The sequence below is a fragment of the Aeromonas sp. FL131 genome (genome assembly GCF_049860615.1).
Taxonomy (GTDB): domain Bacteria; phylum Pseudomonadota; class Gammaproteobacteria; order Enterobacterales; family Aeromonadaceae; genus Aeromonas; species Aeromonas hydrophila.
This window is the reverse complement of record NZ_CP187595.1, coordinates 229,427-244,814: the sequence shown is the minus strand read 5'-3', so window position 1 is coordinate 244,814 and position 15,388 is coordinate 229,427. Positions and strand designations below refer to the sequence as shown.

15 protein-coding genes are annotated in these 15,388 nt (G+C 60.0%); 10 read left to right on the top strand and 5 right to left on the bottom strand.

The features are described 5' to 3' along the window. Nucleotides 1–254 precede the first annotated feature (254 nt). Nucleotides 255–1,139 (top strand): IS982 family transposase, encoded by an 885-nt coding sequence (locus tag ACPW75_RS01345; RefSeq protein WP_077097209.1) that lies wholly within the window; start codon nt 255–257, stop codon nt 1,137–1,139. Nucleotides 1,140–1,232: 93 nt separating this feature from the next. Here ACPW75_RS01345 and ACPW75_RS01340 read toward each other — a convergent pair whose 3' ends face one another. After that, on the bottom strand, nt 1,233–2,894 hold the full coding sequence (locus ACPW75_RS01340; protein WP_017411002.1) for a putative transporter: 1,662 nt from the start codon (nt 2,892–2,894) through the stop codon (nt 1,233–1,235). Between the two features lie 118 nt (nt 2,895–3,012). Then, nucleotides 3,013–3,648 (bottom strand): PAQR family membrane homeostasis protein TrhA, encoded by a 636-nt coding sequence (gene trhA, locus ACPW75_RS01335; RefSeq protein WP_077097210.1) that lies wholly within the window; start codon nt 3,646–3,648, stop codon nt 3,013–3,015. Between the two features lie 224 nt (nt 3,649–3,872). Here trhA and ACPW75_RS01330 point away from each other — a divergent pair, with 224 nt between their 5' ends. The 3 genes from ACPW75_RS01330 to ACPW75_RS01320 all read left to right on the top strand — a co-directional run bounded on the left by ACPW75_RS01330 (nt 3,873) and on the right by ACPW75_RS01320 (nt 6,356). Further along, nucleotides 3,873–5,378, top strand: a complete 1,506-nt coding sequence (locus ACPW75_RS01330) for an aminotransferase class V-fold PLP-dependent enzyme (protein ID WP_077097212.1) — start codon at nt 3,873–3,875, stop codon at nt 5,376–5,378. Nucleotides 5,379–5,482: 104 nt separating this feature from the next. Continuing rightward, nucleotides 5,483–6,034, top strand: a complete 552-nt coding sequence (locus ACPW75_RS01325) for a septation protein A (protein WP_024946223.1) — start codon at nt 5,483–5,485, stop codon at nt 6,032–6,034. 25 nt (nt 6,035–6,059) lie between these two features. Further along, nucleotides 6,060–6,356, top strand: a complete 297-nt coding sequence (locus tag ACPW75_RS01320; protein WP_005309589.1) for a YciI family protein — start codon at nt 6,060–6,062, stop codon at nt 6,354–6,356. A gap of 80 nt (nt 6,357–6,436) precedes the next feature. Here the strand turns inward: ACPW75_RS01320 and cysQ are convergent, their stop codons facing one another. Continuing rightward, nucleotides 6,437–7,207: a 3'(2'),5'-bisphosphate nucleotidase CysQ gene (cysQ, locus tag ACPW75_RS01315; RefSeq protein ID WP_179101478.1), complete on the bottom strand. Its 771-nt coding sequence runs from the start codon at nt 7,205–7,207 to the stop codon at nt 6,437–6,439. 168 nt (nt 7,208–7,375) lie between these two features. Here cysQ and ACPW75_RS01310 point away from each other — a divergent pair, with 168 nt between their 5' ends. The 3 genes from ACPW75_RS01310 to ACPW75_RS01300 all read left to right on the top strand — a co-directional run bounded on the left by ACPW75_RS01310 (nt 7,376) and on the right by ACPW75_RS01300 (nt 10,313). After that, a complete protein-coding gene (locus tag ACPW75_RS01310) occupies nt 7,376–7,696 on the top strand; it encodes a ComEA family DNA-binding protein (RefSeq protein ID WP_017410999.1) in 321 nt (106 codons plus the stop codon). 94 nt (nt 7,697–7,790) lie between these two features. Further along, nucleotides 7,791–8,702: a UTP--glucose-1-phosphate uridylyltransferase GalU gene (gene galU / locus ACPW75_RS01305; protein WP_039215911.1), complete on the top strand. Its 912-nt coding sequence runs from the start codon at nt 7,791–7,793 to the stop codon at nt 8,700–8,702. A gap of 213 nt (nt 8,703–8,915) precedes the next feature. Next, nucleotides 8,916–10,313 (top strand): peptide MFS transporter, encoded by a 1,398-nt coding sequence (locus ACPW75_RS01300; RefSeq protein ID WP_011707249.1) that lies wholly within the window; start codon nt 8,916–8,918, stop codon nt 10,311–10,313. Between the two features lie 74 nt (nt 10,314–10,387). Here the strand turns inward: ACPW75_RS01300 and ACPW75_RS01295 are convergent, their stop codons facing one another. Beyond that, nucleotides 10,388–11,359: a response regulator gene (locus ACPW75_RS01295; protein ID WP_077097218.1), complete on the bottom strand. Its 972-nt coding sequence runs from the start codon at nt 11,357–11,359 to the stop codon at nt 10,388–10,390. Between the two features lie 339 nt (nt 11,360–11,698). On the opposite strand from ACPW75_RS01295, the gene ACPW75_RS01290 reads away from it, so the two are divergent. The 3 genes from ACPW75_RS01290 (at nt 11,699) to ACPW75_RS01280 (ending at nt 14,064) form a co-directional block, all read left to right on the top strand. Further along, nucleotides 11,699–12,376 (top strand): DnaT-like ssDNA-binding domain-containing protein, encoded by a 678-nt coding sequence (locus tag ACPW75_RS01290; RefSeq protein WP_077097220.1) that lies wholly within the window; start codon nt 11,699–11,701, stop codon nt 12,374–12,376. A gap of 69 nt (nt 12,377–12,445) precedes the next feature. Further along, complete coding sequence (locus ACPW75_RS01285) at nt 12,446–13,300, top strand: DnaA ATPase domain-containing protein (RefSeq protein WP_073351547.1); 855 nt, start codon at nt 12,446–12,448, stop codon at nt 13,298–13,300. 128 nt (nt 13,301–13,428) lie between these two features. Continuing rightward, nucleotides 13,429–14,064, top strand: coding sequence for an SDR family oxidoreductase (locus ACPW75_RS01280; RefSeq protein WP_077097222.1), 636 nt, complete (start codon nt 13,429–13,431; stop codon nt 14,062–14,064). 110 nt (nt 14,065–14,174) lie between these two features. On the opposite strand, the gene ACPW75_RS01275 is transcribed toward ACPW75_RS01280, so the two are convergent. Then, the gene (locus ACPW75_RS01275) at nt 14,175–15,371 is read right to left on the bottom strand and encodes an ABC transporter permease (RefSeq protein ID WP_077097224.1); all 1,197 of its coding nucleotides are present in this window, start codon (nt 15,369–15,371) and stop codon (nt 14,175–14,177) included. Between the last annotated feature and the right edge of the window lie 17 nt (nt 15,372–15,388).

The following is a 15,388-nucleotide window of genomic DNA, read 5'->3' as shown; positions in this document are numbered from 1 at the left end:
GTTCTCTCCTGAATCTCTATTGGCATGCAATATTCCACCGTCTAATGTGCCCGCGAATGGCGCCGGAAACCAGTTAGAAAATTCGAATGGATAGACTGATTTGAGGCTGGAACGGTCGGTTAAACAGAAGGGTCAACAACGGCGGGAATAGAAAACCTGAACTCGGGATAAAAAACGGCGTAAAAAATGAACTCAATGCCCGTTCCAAGATCTGATCCTGCAGTGACAAAGACACTGACCACAAAGGAACGGGCATGGACAAGTTATTGGAACTCTTCTGTGATGTTGATGATTTTTGTGCCGTATTTATGCCTCAATGGCACCAGCAATTGTTGGTTAGCGGTCAGCGTCAACGCCAGCGTACCGGGCGCATGAGCGCGAGTGAGATAATGTGCATCATCATTGCTTTCCACATGTCACACCACCGGGATTTCAAAAACTTCTACAACGGTTTGCTCCGGCGCTATCACATGCAGGATTTTCCTCAATTGCTCAGTTACACCCGGTTCCTCGAGATGATGCCATCCGTATTGGTCCCGCTCTGTGCCTATTTCACCCAGCTGAAGGCAACCCCAACCGGGATAGAATTTGTTGATTCGACCAGCATCAAGGTCTGTCATAACCTGCGGATTCCCCGGCACAAGGTATTCGATGGTGTCGCAAAGCGAGGCAAGGGAACAATGGGCTGGTTTTATGGATTCAAATTACACCTCATTGTGAATCACATGGGCGGACTGGTTGCCGCCAAGCTGACACCAGCAAATGTCGATGACCGGGCACCGGTCAGGGAATTAGCAGCCTGTTTACCGGACCGGTTATACGGCGATAAAGGATATATCAGTCAAGCGTTATCAGATGAGCTGGCAGCCAAGGGAGTGACATTGATAACGGGGCACCGTAAGAATATGAAACCAAAGGTCCATTCGCTTTTTGACAGGGCAATGCTATCCAAAAGGTTCATCATTGAAACAATCAATGACCAGCTGAAAAACATCTCGCAGATAGAGCATTCACGGCACAGGAGTATGCATGGATTTATGTTGAATCTGCTTGGAGGGCTGATCGCGTACTGCCACAAAGACAACAAGCCAGCCTTGAATCTTACATCCGAAGAGCAAGCCGTGATAATGCTGGCTTAAACCGATCTCAGGTTAGAAAATAAAACCAAGATGATCAATGTGTTGCATTTTTATGACGGGAGCACTGCCAGTGCCCCCGTCAAGGGCTTCATATCAGGCACCAGCCCACAGCAGGATGGCCAGCAACTGGGGTGAGATGATACGCAGGAACATCACCAGCGGATAGACGGTCGCGTACGACAGGGCACTGGCACCACTGGTGGGGTGCATGCCGTTGGCAAACGCCAGGGCGGGAGGATCCGTCATGGAACCGGCCAGCAAGCCGCACAGGGTGAGGTAGTTCATCTTGCCGTACAGACGGGCCAGCACGCCGACCACCAGCAGCGGGATCAGGGTGATCGCCACCCCATACATCATCCAGGCCGGGCCATCGCCGTTGATCAGGGTATCGATGAAGCCGGCGCCGGACTTGAAGCCCACCACCGCCAGAAACAGCACTATGCCGATCTCCCGCAGCGCCAAGTTGGCACTGGGTGGCATGAACCAGTAGAGCTTGCCGATGCTGCCGATGCGCGACAGGATCAGCGCCACCACCAGTGGCCCGCCCGCCAGACCCAGCTTGAGTGCCGCCGGAAACCCGGGCAGATAGAAGGGGATGGAGCCGAGCAGCACGCCAAGGCCGATACCGATGAACACCGGCAGCATCTGCACCTGCTGCAGTTTCTGCTGCACGTTGCCCACCACATTGGTGACCGCCTCGATGGCGTCGAGTCGCCCCACCAGGTTGAGGATGTCACCGAACTGCAGGCTGGTCTGGCTGGTCGGGACCAGCTCGATGCCGGCCCGGTTGAGGCGCGAGATCACCACGTCGTACTTCTGCTTGATGTCGAGATCGCGGATCTTCTTGCCGAGCACCTGCTCGTTGGTCACCACCACCCGCTCCACCCGCAGATCGGTGCCGCGAGTGGAGAGCGAGGTCTCCACCTCCTCCCCCAGCACCAGCAGCACCTTGCGCAGGGCGTGCCGCTCACCCACCAGGTGCAGCAAGTCGCCCAGTTCAATGCGCGAATCCGGCCGCGGCACCATCAGCTCCTCGCCGCGCTTGAGGCGCGAGCAGATGACGTCTGCCTCGTCGAGACTCGGGATCTCGCTCAGCATCAGACCGTGGATGTTGGGGTTGCGCACCGCGATGTTGATGGTCTGCAGACTCTCCTTGGTCTTGCCGGCCTGTTGTTCAAACTGGGCTGCTTCTTCGTCGATCTTGATCCGAAAGAACATACGGATCAGCCACATGGTCAACAAAATGCCACAGATGCCGAACGGATAGGCGACCGCATAGCCCATCCCCATCAGGCCGGTGGAGCCGGGCGCAGCGCCCAGTTCCGCCAGGATCTGCTGGCCGGCACCGAGTGAAGGGGTATTGGTCACGGCGCCGGAGAAGACCCCCAGGATCACCGGCAGCGGCACGTCGAACAGCTGGTGCAGGGCTGCCGCCACGGCGCAGCCAAGCAGTACCAGCAGGGCGGCGAAGCCGTTGAGCTTGAGACCGGAGCTGCGCAGGGAAGAGAAGAAGCCGGGACCGACCTGAATGCCGATGGTGTAGACAAACAGGATCAGGCCAAACTCCTGAATGAAGTGCAGGGTCTGCTCATCCAGCGCCAGCCCAGAGAGGCCGGCGAAGTGGCCCACTATGATGCCGCCGAACAGCACCCCTCCGATCCCGAGACCGACGCCATAGACCCGCCAGTTCCCCAGCCAGAGCCCCAGCACTGCCACCAGCGACAACATGCTGATGGAAAGCGCGATATCACTCATTTCGTGCATCCTTTGCGAATTGAACTGTCCCTAGCTTGTCAGCAAACGCCGCGGCCAACTGTGTGATACCGCACGAATTTATCCATTTGAGCAGCAAAAAATACCAATTAAGGGCTAGTTAGGCGACGTAGCCATAAATGGCCATAAAGTGACAAACGCTGCCCCCCAGCACGAATAGATGCCAGATGGCATGGTTGTAGGGGATACGTTTGGCCACATAGAAGATCACCCCCAGGCTGTAGATGAGACCACCCAGCCCGAGCAGCAGCAAGCCTTCCCCCTCCAGATGGATATAAAGCTGATAGACCACCAGCAACGACAGCCAGCCCAGCATCAGGTAGGTAAACAGCGACAGCTTCTTGAAGCGGTTGATGAAGAGCAGCTTGAACACCACCCCCGCCAGCGCCAGCCCCCAGATCACCACCATCAACCCCTGTGCCAGCGGCGTGTCGAGCGCCACCAGCAGGAAGGGGGTATAGGTACCGGCGATCAGCAGATAGATGGCACAGTGGTCGAATACCTTGCACCAGCGTCTGGCCGGCCCTTCCGCCATGCTGTGGTAGAGAGTCGAGGCCAGATAGAGCAGCACCAGGCTGCCGCCATAGAGGCTGTAACTGACCAGCGCCTGAGGGCCCTGCGCCCAGCCCTTGTTCAACAACAACACCAACCCCAGGCTCCCCAGCACCAGCCCCAGGCCGTGGCTGAGGCGGTTGGCCAGCTCCTCGCGGGGCGAATAATCCGTCACACTGCTCATTGCATACTCCTGCCCAAACTGCGCTCACTCTAGCTGCCGCCATTTCAGAGTACAAGTGTTAGCTTAAAGTGATTTTCATGCCATTTGCCGTGTGTTGAGGAGATGCGCATGGCTGTCACCCGCTGGCCTTTGGTGTATGCTCTGCGGCCGATGCCCACGTAGCTGTTGCCACCGCGCTTGCTCACCACCCAGTGACTCCCTGGCAACCCGGTCTGGAGAACCTGATGAAGTTGACTGAACTGTTTGCACTACCGGATCCGGCTTTCGGCCAGGCCATGACGGATCTGCTGGAGACCTTCCACCACTCGGATGACAGTCAGGCTCCCTACCAGCGCGACCAGTTCACCCACCAGCTCGATCAATCCCGCATGCCGGCCACCGGCATCGCCATGGATGAGTACCTAGCACGCCTGGCCACCCTGGTGCCTGGCGCATCCCACCTCACCTCGCCACGCTACATGGGCCACATGACGGCCCCGTTACCGGCCTTCACCGCCGAGCTGTCCCGCCTGGTGGTGATGCTCAACCAGAACCCGATGAAGATGGAGTCCTCCCGTCTGCTCAGCTTTCTGGAGCGGGAGGTGCTGGCCAAGCTGCACCGCCTCATCTATCGCGCCGACGATCTCTTCTATGACGCCCAGATGCATGCCAAGGATGCCGCGCTCGGCGTCATGACCAGCGGCGGCACCATCGCCAACGTCACCGCCCTCTGGCTGGCCCGCAACCGCGCCTGCGGCGACAACCTGTTCGCCCTCTATGAGCAGGGCTATCGCGGCGCCGTCATCCTGGGCTCGCGGCTGATGCACTACTCCTTCGACAAGGGGATGGATCTGCTGGGGCTGGGGGCGCGCAGCGTCTGGCGCCTCCCGACCGACGACCAGAACCGGCTCGACATGGCCGCGCTGGAGCAGGCCCTTGCCCAGTGCAAGGAGCAGAAGCTCAAGGTGCTGGCACTGGTCGGCGTGGCAGGCAGCACCGATTTCGGCTCCATCGACCCGCTGCCTGAACTGGCGGACATCGCCGAGCGCGAGCAGATCCACTTCCATGTGGATGCCGCCTGGGGCGGCCCGACCCTGTTCTCGCCCCGCTATCAGGCGCTGTTGGCGGGGATCGAGCGAGCCGATACCGTCACCCTGGATGGCCACAAGCAACTGCTGGTGCCGCTCGGTACCGGCATGCTGCTCTGTCGCCAGCCGGACCTGATGATGGCGGTCAAGCGGGAGGCCCCCTACGCCATCCGCGCCAGCTCCTTTGATCAGGGGCGCTTCACCCTGGAGGGCACCCGCCCGGCCAATGCGCTCTATCTGGATGCCGCCTTCCAGCTGTTCGGCCAGCAGGGTTATGCCGACCTCATCGAGGCCAACTACGACCGGGCCCGCCTGATGGCCGGCCTTATCGACCAGGCTCCCGCCTTCGAGCTGATGTCGGCTCCGGTAATGAACCTGCTCTCCTATCGCTGCATCCCCCCTCATCTGCAGGGCAAGGTGCTGGACGAGGCCGCCAACGAACAGGTCAATACCTTCAACGTCACCCTGCAGAAGGCTCAGCGCGCCGAGGGGCACAGTTTTGTCTCCCGCACCCAGCGCGCCGTGGGTCGCTACGGCACCCAGCCGCTCACCCTGCTGCGGGCCGTGCTGCTCAATCCGCTCATCGAAGAGCGACATATCCGCGATCTGCTGGCGGATCAGCAGCGGCTGGGCGCCGAGATCGCAAGGCAGCTATTTGGCTGAGGAACCGGGCGGCAAATGCGCGGTCTTATTCATTTGCCGTTGCCCATCGGGCAGGTACACTGAATGAAATTTTGCGGTCCACTTTTGAGGGCGACGAGCCAGACATGAAGCAATTTATTGAATTTATTCCTCTTATCGTTTTCTTTGCAGTCTACAAGTTCTACGACATCTACATGGCGACCGGCGCCCTGGTGGTGGTGACCGGTCTGCAGCTCGCCTACAGCTGGATCCGCTATCGCAAGGTCGAGAAAATGCAGCTGTTCACCTTCCTGCTGGTCGGCTTCTTCGGCGGCCTCACCGTCTTCTTCCACGACGACACCTTCATCAAGTGGAAAGTCACCGTCATCAACGTACTGTTTGCGCTGGGCCTGCTCATCAGCCGCTACGGCTTTGGCAAGAACCTGATCAAACAGATGCTGGGCAAGGAGCTGCAGGCACCGGATCCCGTCTGGGATCGCGTCAATCTCGGCTGGGTCGGCTTCTTTACCGTCTGCGGCCTGCTCAACCTCTATGTGGCCTTCAACTTGCCGCAGGAGATGTGGGTCAACTTCAAGGTATTCGGTCTGCTTGGCATGACCCTGGTATTCACTCTGCTAAGCGGTGTCTATCTCTATCGCCACCTGCCCGCCGAGCAGAAAAATGAAATGAAAAAATAACTGCCATCAAGAAAAGGATCCTCTCATGTGGTATCTCATCTATTCCGAAGATGTCCAGGGCAGCCTGCCGCTGCGCAAGCAGGCGCGCCCGGCCCATCTGGCCAGGCTACAGGCGCTGCAGGATGAAGGGCGGCTCCTCACCGCCGGCCCTAACCCGGCCATCGATGCCGAGGATCCGGCCGATGCCGGCTTTACCGGCAGCACCGTCATCGCCGAGTTCGCCTCACAGGCGGATGCCAAGGCCTGGGCCGATGCCGATCCCTATGTGGCGGCCGGTGTCTATGCCAAGGTGACCATCAAGCCGTTCAAGAAGGTCTTCTGACCCAACGCGAATAGCGAAATAAAAAAGGCCGGACTGGCAGTTCACGCCACTCCGGCCTTTTTGTATCCCGATATCCCGTTTTATGCCTTGGCCACGAACCAGGGGTTGAGGATGTCCTGCTTGTTGTAGCACAGCGGCGAGCCATCGAGCTGGGTGACGCTGCCGCCCGCCCCCTCCAGCACCGCCTGCGCCGCACCGGTATCCCACTCGCAAGTGGGGGCGAGGCGCGGGTAAAGCTCGGCGCCCCCCTCGGCGATAATGCAAAACTTGAGCGAACTGCCCATGGAGACCAGTTCAATCTCGCCCCGCGCCATGTCACCAAAACCCGCCAGGTAATCCAGGGTGGCCTGGGAGAGGTGATTGCGGCTGCCCACCACCCGCCAGGGCGTGCCTTCCTGATGAGGTCGGCTCTGGATAGCCTCACGCTTGCCATCAGCCACCCGCCAGGCCCCCAGCCCCTTGCCGCCATACCAGAGCTGGTCCAATACCGGGGCATAGACCAGTCCCCAGCGCGGTGCTCCCTCTTCAATCAGGGCGATATTGACGGTGAACTCGCCGTTGCGGGAGACAAACTCCTTGGTGCCGTCCAGCGGGTCCACCAGCCAGTAGCGGGACCAGCCAAGTCGTGCGCTCATCAGCTCAGGATCGGACTCCTCCGACAGCACGGGGATCTCGGGCGTCAATCGGGCCAGCGCCTGCACGATCACCTCGTGCGCCCCCTTGTCGGCGGCGGTCAAGGGGCTTTCGTCCTGCTTGTACTCCACCGCAAAGGGCTGACTGTAGATGGCCATGATGGCGTCACCGGCGGCACGGACGATGGGCTCCAGCTCGGAAATCGCGGGAAAAAACATAAGAAAAGACATCCTGGTCAAATGGTTAGCACAGTGTACCTATTTTGGAATGGCGTGGGTTATAGCCGATTCAGCTGAGTTATAACCCTGTTACTTCTGACAGACAAAAAGTGGCGCGACTCGGCTAATTCTCAATAGGCATACCAAACCACACAAGGACGTGACGCCATGAACTACAAGACCCTGACCGCCACCCTGCTGCTGAGCTGCCTGCCCCTGCTCAGCCAGCCTCTGCTGGCCGCCGACAAGCCTGCTGCCAAGCCGGCAACCACGGTCACCGCCGCCAAGGAGAGCGGCAAGGTGAACCTCAACACCGCCAATATCAATGAGTTGACTGCGCTCAAGGGCATTGGCGAGAAGAAGGCCCAGGCCATCGTCGATTACCGCGAGAAGCAGGGCAAGTTCACTACCGTGGATCAGCTGGCCGATGTGAGCGGCATCGGGCCAGCCACGCTGGAAGCAAATCGGGACATGATTATCGTCAAGTAACCGATCCATACCCCTTTCATCATAAGGGCAGCCTGTGGCTGCCCTATTTTTCTTCGGGTATCATGGGCCCACTTTGTATCTCTGGACTCTCTCCATGAAAAAGACACCGCTCGTTGTACGCAAAGCCGTTCTTCCCGTCGCCGGTCTGGGCACCCGTATGCTGCCAGCCACCAAGGCCATCCCCAAGGAGATGCTGCCCGTCGTCGACAAACCGCTGATCCAGTATGTAGTGCGCGAAGCCATCGCCGCCGGCATCAAGGAGATCATTCTGGTCACCCACTCGAGCAAGAACTCCATCGAAAACCACTTCGACAAGAGCTTCGAGCTGGAGGCGACCCTCGAGAAGCGGGTCAAGCGGCAACTGCTGGAAGAGGTGCAACACATCTGCCCGAAAGACGTCACCATCATGCACGTCCGCCAGGGGGAAGCCAAAGGTCTGGGACACGCAGTGCTCTGCGCCCGTCCGCTGATCGGCGACAACCCGTTTGCGGTGCTGCTGCCGGACGTGCTGATCGATGAGGTCTCCAGCGACCTCAAGCAGGACAACCTGGCCGAGATGGTGCACATGTTCGAACAGGATCACATCAGCCAGATCATGGTGGAAGCCGTCCCCGAGAGCGAAGTGGACAAATACGGCATCGCCGACATCAAGGGAGAAGCGCTGAGCGAGGGCATGTCTCTGCCGATGCAGGCCATCGTCGAGAAACCCCCCCGTGACGAGGCCCCCTCCAATCTGGCCGTGGTCGGCCGTTACGTGCTCTCTTCCAACATCTGGCCGTTGCTGGAGAAGACCCCCGCCGGTGCCGGTGACGAGATCCAGCTGACCGATGCCATCGCCATGCTGATGGAGCAGGAGCAGGTGAATGCCTACTTCATGAAAGGGCGCAGCCACGACTGCGGCAGCAAGTTCGGTTACATGAAAGCCAACGTGGAATATGCAGTGCGCCATCCGGAACTGAACGGCGAATTTATCACTTGGTTGAAACAGTTTGCCAAGCAGCTGTAATAGCTGAATATTTAACCTATTAATGGAATAAAACACTGGGCATCATTCGATGCCCTTTTTCATTTTATAAACATATATTCAACCATTGATAGATAAAATATCGCTAAATCATAATATTGTAATTTAATCACGCTTGTTCTATAAGGATTATGGCTTGTTCCTAGCCCTTGCATAAAATTTCTAAAAAAATATAAGACACAGGTGGAAGTTCCAATGAATAATCCGTCCAAAGGGACCTTTTTAGGTCACCCTAAAGGGCTTTTTTTGCTCTTTAGTACCGAACTGTGGGAGAGATTCTCCTATTACGGCATGCGTGCCGTGCTCGTGCTCTATCTGACTGACATGACTGCCAACGGCGGGATGGGCTGGACTCAGGCCGATGCCCTCAAGCTGTACGGCATCTATACCGGTCTGGTCTACATCACCCCGATCATCGGCGGCTGGCTGGCAGATACCTTCCTCGGTCAACGCCGCGCCATTCTGTTTGGTGCCGTGCTGATGGCCGCCGGCCAATTTACCCTGGCGCTGCCGCACGCCATGTTCCCGGACATGGTCAACACCGTCTTCTATTCGGGTCTCGGCTTGCTGATCGTGGGTAACGGTCTGTTCAAACCGAACATCTCCACCATGGTGGGTGACCTTTATCAGGAAGGTGACCACCGTCGTGACGGTGCCTTCACCATCTTCTACATGGGTATCAACCTGGGCTCCCTGCTGGCCGGCGTGATCTGTGGTGCTGCCGCAACCGCCTATGGCTGGCAAGCCGCCTTCGTCAGCGCCGGTATCGGCATGCTGCTCTCCCTGGTGGTACAGGCCACCATGGCTCAGCGTTTCCTGGGTGACATCGGCCGCGTGCCGGCCGCCCAGCGCGCCGCCGAGCAGCGCTCCAAGGAGCAGAAGGCTCCGCTGACCAAGCAGGAAGTGGATCGTATCAAGGTCATCCTGGTGCTGGGTCTGTTCACCATCATCTTCTGGGCCGGCTTCGAACAGGCCGGTGGTCTGATGAACCTGTACGCACAGGAGTATACCGACCGCATGATCGGCAGCTTCGAAGTGCCGACCGCCTGGTTCCAATCCCTGAACCCCTTCTTCATCATCACGCTGGCCCCCATCGTGGCCGCCATCTGGATCAAGCTCGGCAAGAAAGAGCCGAACTCCCCGGTGAAGTTCGCCATGGGTCTGCTGTTCCTGGCCGTGGGCTTCCTGTTCATGATCGGTGCCGTGCTGGAGCAAGGTGGTGATCAGGCCGTCAAGACCTCCATGTTCTGGCTGGTCGGTGCCTACCTGTTCCACACCCTGGGCGAGCTCTGCCTCTCCCCGATCGGCCTCTCCATGGTGACCAAGCTGGCTCCGCTGCGCCTGGCCTCCCTGATGATGGGTGCCTGGTTCGGCTTCGTGGCCCTGGCCAACTATGCCGCCGGTTTCATCGGCTCCTTCGTCGGCGAATCCGGTGCCATGGCCATCTTCGGTGGCATCGCACTGGCCGCCGTGATCAGCGCGCTGATCCTGCTGACCATGGCCAATCGCCTGGTCTACTGGATGCACGGTGCTGAAGGTCCGGCCAAAGAGCCGCAGGAACACGACAAGAAGCTGCAATCTGCCGCCGTCTAAGCGGTCCGGATTGTCTAGCAACAAAGAGGGCGCCCATTGGGCGCCCTCTTTGTATGTGGCCGTCTGACACGGCCTCAATGATGTCGAACCTGCACATGCAGGGCACTGCCGCTGTCACTGCGAAACTGCAGATCAAAGGGTTCATGCCAGCTGCGCCTGTGCAAGGCGTAGTGGCTGGTACGCAGCAGACCGAGCGGCAGGCCGCCGGAGCGCACCAGCCAGTGGGGCGAAGTCAGCCCGGCATTGGCAAAGACCAGCCCGTCCTCCTGATCAAACAACAGAGCGGCCATGGCGAAGGAGTGGCGCAGGCCGGATTCGACCAGCTGCAGATTGAGGTAATCGAGCAACCGGTGGGGCTGGGTCAGCAGTAGACTCTCGCCACGCTGAAACTGGCGATACGGGGCGTTCATCAGAGAGCGCACCAGAGCGCCGCAGAAGGCGGCATCCACCCCGAGGATCGGCAGCTCCATCACCAGCACCAGCAGCTTGTCATCCACCTTGAAGGTATCGGGAATGAACAGATTGCCCATCCCTTCAAAGGTGACCTGCCAGGGCCCCCACTCCTGCAGGCCCGGCGGCTTCAACCAGGCCAGCAGCCGGGTCGCCGCCAGGTCGTGTTCGCGAAAGAAGTCGATGTGCTCCATCAACTCCAGCTGTTGTCCATAACCGTGATTGGCGCTCAGGCACTGCTCTATGCTGCGACGCACCTGACCGAAGTCAGAGATGGGCTTGAGCAGGAAATCGCGGGCACCGGCGCGCAGCGCTCGCTCGACCGCCTCCATCTTGCTCTGGGCCGAGATGACGATGACAGGAATATGAGGGTAGCGGGCCGTGAGGCAGGCGATCACCTCATGCCCATCCATGTTGGGCATGTTCAAATCACATAACACCACATCGGGGTGATAGAGAGCGGCGGCAGAGAGGCCTTCAATACCGTCTTCGGCCTGGAATACGCAGGCACCATCGTGAGCGAGATAATTGACCAGCGAGTGGCGAAAAACCGCTTCGTCCTCCACCACCAGGATCCGTAGTCCGGCTTTTGACATCTTGATAAAGCTCTTATTAGTCAACCAGTTATTTAGCCTCAAGCCTAGACCATAACCGACTGCATTGACCAATCAGATGATTGAATAATCGCCGAAAAATCCATGCCCGCTAGCTATTCTGGCGGCCAACTGCTTGAAATAAAGCAGCTAATGATGCTCATCGAAACTCAGCTTTTTCTCCTCTTTGCAGCTTGGCTGACCAAAAACAGCGTCATACGAAAACAATCAACCCCGATTGCGGGCGAGCCAACCACCCGCCGGCGGTGCCGGGCATGCCATCAATTGTATGAGGCTGCGCCATGGGGGATAATACCGCCACGTCCGTCAATGAAGCATGCCATGACCCCTGCCGAATACAGCGCCCTCGCCCATCCCAGATTGTCCCACCCGGCCCGCAGCCTCTATACCCTGCAGCTGCGCCGACTGGTGCTGGAAAATCAGCTGGCCAGGCTCAACTACCCCGAACTCGGCCGGGCGCTGGCGGTGGTCGACCCGGGCGATCCCAGCGGCTTTTCCTTTCAGGTCAATGCCCGCCAGCTGACCGAGCTGTTCGATGAGCTGATGGAGGCGGGTTTGCTGCAAGTCGAGGCGCAAAACGACAGTGAGCACTACCATCAGTGCCCGTTCCAGCTGCCACTGCTGACCCAGCGGGTGCGCAGCCCGCTGCCGGAGCGCCCGTTCCAGATGCACCTGCAATGGCGCCCGGATACAGAGCTGCCGGCCCTCGCCCGCCTGTGCGGGGTGATCGATGCCAGCTACAGCGAAGAGGATCTCGGCGAGTTCATCGCCTACTGGCTGGGGCGGCCCGAAGTGTTCGACTCCCAGCACCAGTGGATGCTCAAGTTCATTCGCGCCCTCAAGACCCGCCGCTATACCCGCCGCAAGCCGATGGAGGTGCAGGGCTACCAGCAGGTGACCCAGGCACCGGTCGAGGCTGGCCCAAGCAAGCGGGCGCAGGAGATGATCGAAGAGGCCAAGCGGTTGGCCGGCCAATCGCAGGAGCCGGATAATGATTGATAGCAGACACTGCCAGCAGGCAAAATCAGAGACCTGTCCCCACCCCAGACCGAGCAGAAGGAGCATTCCATGACTGACCCGCACGATCCCCTGCGCCAGGAGCTGGAAGAGATCGAAGCCAAGCGCCAGAAGATCGCCAAGGCCAAGCAGGATCATCGCATTCACGACCCGGAATTGAGCCGCCACGTAGGAGGCCTGCTGGAGCGCATTCGTCGCCTTCAGCAAGAGACCGGCGGCAGCCAGTACGACTACGAGACCCTGCGCAAGGAGTACGATGCCAAGGCCAATGCCGAGGTACGCGAGTTGCAGAAGGCGGCACGCCAGGAGCGGATCCAGAAGCTGATCGCCCAGGCCGACCTCAACCCCGACTGGGTGTTTGAACGGATGGATGCCGGCGATCCGGCGCTGCAATATCCCATCGAGACCGCCCGCTACTTCATCAGCGGTTTCGAGCACTGGGAGAAAAGCGGTGGTGGCTGCATGCTGATCTACGGTGACTACGGCACCGGCAAGTCGACCCTGGCGGGCGCCGTGGCGCACGAGTTGATCGCACGCCACCAGAAGTCGGTGATCTTCCAGCAGTGGGCCTCCATCGTGGACAGGTTGTTCTTCAACGTGATCCAGGATCAGGAAGAGCGCAACCAGTACCGGCGCGCCCTGGAAGAGGTGGATCTGCTGATCATCGACGAGGTCTCGGCCAACCGCGCCAAGATGGCGGAGAGCCAGTCCAGCTTCCTCGGCCACCTGCTGCGCCGCCGTCGCAACCTGTCGAAAAGCGTCATCCTCATCACCAACCACAATCCCCAGAGCCTGCACCAGGCGATAGGTGATTTCGCGTTCGAAGCGATCAAGGCGTTCAATCCGGTGGATATTCACCTGAGCGGCCCCAGCCGTCGCCCCCATATCGGCCACTACAACGGCTGATCCCCGTGCGAGCCAGGCCCCACCCCTGGCTCGCCGCTTCCCTCTTTTCCAGACAAATAAAAACAACTCTCATTTACAGCCTCCCCACAACCCTCTAGGCTAGCCCTTTCGTCAAAGGGAGCAGCAGCATGCCAACCACACTCATCTTCGGAGCCAGCCGCGGGCTGGGCCGCGCCTTCACCGAACAAGCCCTGCAGCAGGGCCACCGGGTCATCGCCCTGATCCGCAGTCTCGAGGTGGCCACCGAGCTGCGCGCGCTGGGAGTCGAGGTCGTCAACGGTGATGCCCTCGACCCGCAGGCGGTCGCGGCGACCTGCCAGCTGGCCGGTGACGGAGCGCAGGCCATCTCCACCCTCGGCAGTTTTCGCCAGACAGAGCCTGTCGACTATCTGGGCAATCGTCAGGTGATCGATCAGATGGAGCTGGTCGGGCTCAAGCGCCTGCTGCTGGTAACCTCACTCGGTTGCGGCGACAGCTGGCAATATCTGCCGCAGCGGGCCCGGGCAGCCTTCGGTCACGAGGTCAGATTGAAGAGTCTGGCGGAGAGCTGGCTGCAGACCAGTGCGCTCGAGTGGACCATACTGCGTCCGGCAGGTTTGCAGGATGGCGAGGCCACCGGTCAGGCCGTGCTGAGCCAGGGCGAGGAGGTGCACGGTCTGGTGCGTCGTGCCGACGTCGCCACCTGTGGGCTGCGTCTGCTGAGTGACAAGACGGCACACAGCCAGATCTACGCCATCGGCGATCCCGAGCTCCAGCGCGGCTAAACCAGCGCCTGCGTCACTGAATCCAGCGCATACAAAAACGGTCAGCCCAAGGGCTGACCGTTTTTCGCTTTACCGCGCACGCCGTATCACGCGCGCTGGTACCATCCCGCTCAACCGGCGGTCGTTTCACGCGGAACCACTGGCTGGTTGGCAACCGGCAACGACTGCTGCCGCCAACGCAGCAGCAGGCAGGCCAGCGTACCGTAGAGCAGCGCCAGCCCCCACAGCTGCCACCAGTAGTGGGAGACCTGAGCAAACTCGGCCCCCATCTGGTTGAGCCGCAGAAAACCTTCGATGGCCGGGGTGCTCGGCACCCACTGGGCCAGCCAGTTGAGCGGGGTCGGGATCAGCTCCAGCGGCCAGATGAAACCGGCCAGAAAAACCAGCGGCAGCGAGGAGACAAGCACCACCTGGGTTGGCAGATCCCGGCGGGTAAACAGTGCCCCCAGCACCACTCCCAGCCAGGTGGTGGCCAGCAGGAACGGCAGGGTGAACAACCAGAGTGCGGCCGGCTCGGCGGTGCGCACTATGTTGTAGTGATCGAAGCAGAAGCCGAAGAAGTAGCTCACCGGCAACACGAACAGCCCCCCCACCACCAGGGTGCGGGCCAGCAGCAGTGGCAGGATGGGGGCATGCTGCCAGTAGCCCGCCTCGCCGCGCTGGCTACGCTGGTTCTGGGTCGCCCCCAGGATGCCGGTGCCCATCAGCAGCACCTGGTGCAGGATCAGCACGAATACCGCCGGCACCACGTAGTTCACATAGCCCATGGTGGGGTTGAACACCGGCAGCACGTTGAGCGCCACCGCATTCCAGCCCATGGCAGCCTGCGGCAGGGCCTCACCGTGGCTCAGCAATCTGGCGACCTTCACTTGGGCGGCCAGAGTACCGCCCGCCTGGGCCAGCCCCTCGGCAATGGTGCCGTAAACCAGGAAGTAGGAGGCATCGCCGGCATAGCCCAAGGTGACGCTCTTGCCCTGCATCAGATCCCGATAGAAGTGGCGGGGGATGTGCAAAATGCCGCTGCCCTGCCCCGCCAGCAGCAACGCACGAGCCTCATCCAGACTGCCCGCCCGCGCCACCAGTTTTACCTGCGGCGTGGCATCGGCCATGAACTCCAGCTGACGCGACAGCTGACTGCCATCCTCGTTGACCGCCACCACCGCCTCTTCCCGCGGCAGCTGGTGCAGATAGGGTTGCGGGTAGAGGAAGGAGTAGAAGAAGACGCCGCCAAACAGGGTAAGCATGATGGCCCTGTCCGCCAGCAGGGTGCGCAACTCGAGGCGCAGCAGATCCCAGAAACCTAGCATGTCATTGGCTCCTTCCA